General features: G+C 32.5%; 3 protein-coding genes. All 3 read right to left on the reverse strand.

What is annotated here, in order from left to right; all coding sequences use genetic code 11:
* Window positions 1-15: 15 nt before the first annotated feature.
* The 3 genes from GXZ93_04540 to cpaB all read right to left on the reverse strand — a co-directional run bounded on the left by GXZ93_04540 (window position 16) and on the right by cpaB (window position 2,766).
* Window positions 16-1,188: a CpaF family protein gene (locus GXZ93_04540; protein HHT79047.1), complete on the reverse strand. Its 1,173-nt coding sequence runs from the start codon at window positions 1,186-1,188 to the stop codon at window positions 16-18.
* Between the two features lie 63 nt (window positions 1,189-1,251).
* Entirely contained in the window at window positions 1,252-2,013 is a 762-nt protein-coding gene (locus tag GXZ93_04545; GenBank protein HHT79048.1) for a ParA family protein, read from the reverse strand.
* A gap of 6 nt (window positions 2,014-2,019) precedes the next feature.
* On the reverse strand, window positions 2,020-2,766 hold the full coding sequence (gene cpaB / locus GXZ93_04550; GenBank protein HHT79049.1) for a Flp pilus assembly protein CpaB: 747 nt from the start codon (window positions 2,764-2,766) through the stop codon (window positions 2,020-2,022).
* Window positions 2,767-2,822: the final 56 nt, after the last annotated feature.

Genomic DNA, 2,822 nt, shown 5'->3' on the forward strand with positions numbered 1-2,822 from the left:
AAAAATAATATATCTTTAAAAATCCCCGCAGAAGTTAAAACAATCTTTTATGTGGAATTTTTTTGTCTGATGTTTTTTCTTATCGAAAGTGCATATACTTTTTAAATCAATTTCTGAAAGCTCCATATTATCATTGGTTCTGCCCATGACCTTGCAAACTTCTGATATTACTCTTTCCCCTGTTTTAAGTCTTTCAAGAAAAATAATAATTTCAACAGAAGACAGTATTATTTTTCTTGCTGTGCGAGTGCTTATATTGGAACCTGCAATCATAAGCATGGTTTCCAATCTTGAAATAAGGTCCTGGCATGAATTTGCATGAACTGTAGTCATTGAGCCTTTATGTCCGGTATTCATGGCTTGCAGTACGTCTATGATCTCGGATCCTCTTACTTCTCCGACTATTATTCTGTCAGGTCTCATTCTCATTGAATTCCTTACCAGATCTCTTATGGTTATTTCTCCTTTTCCTTCAATATTGGGAGGCTTGCTTTCAAGTCTTACAACATTTTCAATCTCCAAATTCAGTTCTACCGTATCCTCTATGGTTATAATTCTTTCATCTCTAGGTATAAAACCTGAAAGAATATTCAGCATAGTTGTTTTTCCCGTAGAAGTAGCGCCGGTTAGAATTATGTTTGCCTTTTCATGAACAAGAATCTTCATTAAATCCGCCAGTTTGTTGTTCAGCGTGCCGCACATTATCAAGCTATCAATATCTTTCAGATTTCTCATAAATTTTCTTATTGTAACGGATATATCATTAATATTGACAGGACTGACTACGGCATTTATCCTTGAACCGTCGCCTATTCTTGCGTCCACCATCGGACAGCTTTCATCAAGCCTTAAGCCAAGAGGATTTAATATTTTATCAACAAAATTTTTTACTTTTTTATTGTTTTCAAACCTGATATCAGACCTGTGAATTTTTCCACTTTTCTCAAAATATACTGTGTCAAAGTTATTTATCATAACCTCGGATATTTCGGCATCTTTCATTAGAGAAGATACGGGCCCAAAACCAAAACTATTCTCATAAATCCTTGAAATAAGATTTTTAAAATCTTTTTTTGAGACCCTTATTTCTTCACTCTTAATTATTCTGTATAAAGATTCTTCAATTTTAATAAAACGCTCTTTTTCAGATAATTTGCTTATTTCATAAAAATCCAGCGTGCTGGACATTTTATCCTGTACGGATTTTGTCAAATCAATTCCCTTATACATATGCATTTTCTGTGATTTTATTTAAATATTGTCAGGGTCAGTAATAACCCCGGTTAAGCCTTCGGCTAACTGGCTTATATCTTTTACAATCTTTAAGTTATATTTAAAAATACCCGATGGTCCCTTTGTCAAATACAGATTTTCAATGTCTCTGTCATAGGGTATAAACTGGCTTACCGGATACCTGACCAATGAATTCAATCTGAAGATAGAAACCGCCGGCCTGATGTTGTATTTGTTTATTATCACTTTCATGCTCAGGCTCTCTTTTGTTTTTAAAAAATAGCTTATTATCAAGTTTAAATTTGAAACAGATATTTTATCCGCAAGACTCACAATCATTAGTTCATCGGATAAATCAAAAATACTGCCGTTTTTAATATTAAAATCAATAAGCATATCGCAATCGACAACAATCAGGTCGAAAATATTTGCAAGTTGCCTGAATAAATATTGTATAAACATATAACTGTAAGTTTTGTCCTGCTTCTGAAGCGGAGGAAAAATATAGCTGAGACTATTACCAAAATTTACAATAAGATTTTTTATATCTTCAATAGATGGCTTCTTTTTTACATGGCATATATCTGCAGGAGTTACTATTTCCTCATTTGTAATATGATAAAGCGTTCTTGAGTCCCTTGAACCTGTATTCATGTCAATCATCAGAATATTGTAATTGGTTTTTATGGCAAGATAATTTGCTACACAGTTAGCTATAAAGCTCTGACCACAGCCACCTTTGCTTCCGGTAAAAATAATTATTTTTCCAAATTTTTTCATTTTTAATCACGCTTTCGAAGAACAGATTGACAGGTGAAGCACCCCTCTGTCATGATTTTTGAACAGGTCTTCCGTTTCCTCTCTGTTTAAATAAAAAGTAATCATGAGCTTTCCGGTATCATCGTCTGAAAGATTTCCGTTATATAAATCCAGTAACTCAAACTGGCTTTTACTGTCATTAATATCATTGTCTGCCTGATCCTGCTTATTGCTGCCTGAAATAAAAATTATTTCCTTATCAGACAGAATAGTCCTGGCGGTAAAGCTGTCCTCATCAGGATTGTAATAAGTGGAAATAATATCTACCTTGTCACCGATTTTTATCATGCTTGGATCCCCGTAATATAAAACAGGAATAGTCACAGCTTTCTTGTCTTTGGGGATATAAGATGAAAAAGAAAAATTATTTTTATTAAATGCTTCAGAATCCTCAAATTTGCTATATGAAATTATTTCTCCGGATTCAATAGCTTCAATGACTATTTTATTTTTTATTAATTCAATATCGCTGATAAACAAATCTGAAAATATATTTTTTGGAATTCTCTGAATATTAACATTTTCCTCCACTATGAAACTGCCGGGAGCAATATGGTTTGATGCAACAAGAACCTCGTTAAAATCTCCCTGGATTTTCTCATCATTTGCCGATCTGGATAAAAATATATAAATCAATATTCCACCGATAACAGCAATTAGTATAAAAATACATGTAATTATTTTTTCTTTATAGAATAAATTTCTGATCTGCATGTTTTTGTCCTTCTTAAAATAATCAGTGATATCTGATTTTTATTTTATATATTTAT

This window comes from Actinomycetota bacterium, from assembly GCA_012837825.1.
Lineage (GTDB): Bacteria > Actinomycetota > Humimicrobiia > Humimicrobiales > Humimicrobiaceae > Humimicrobium.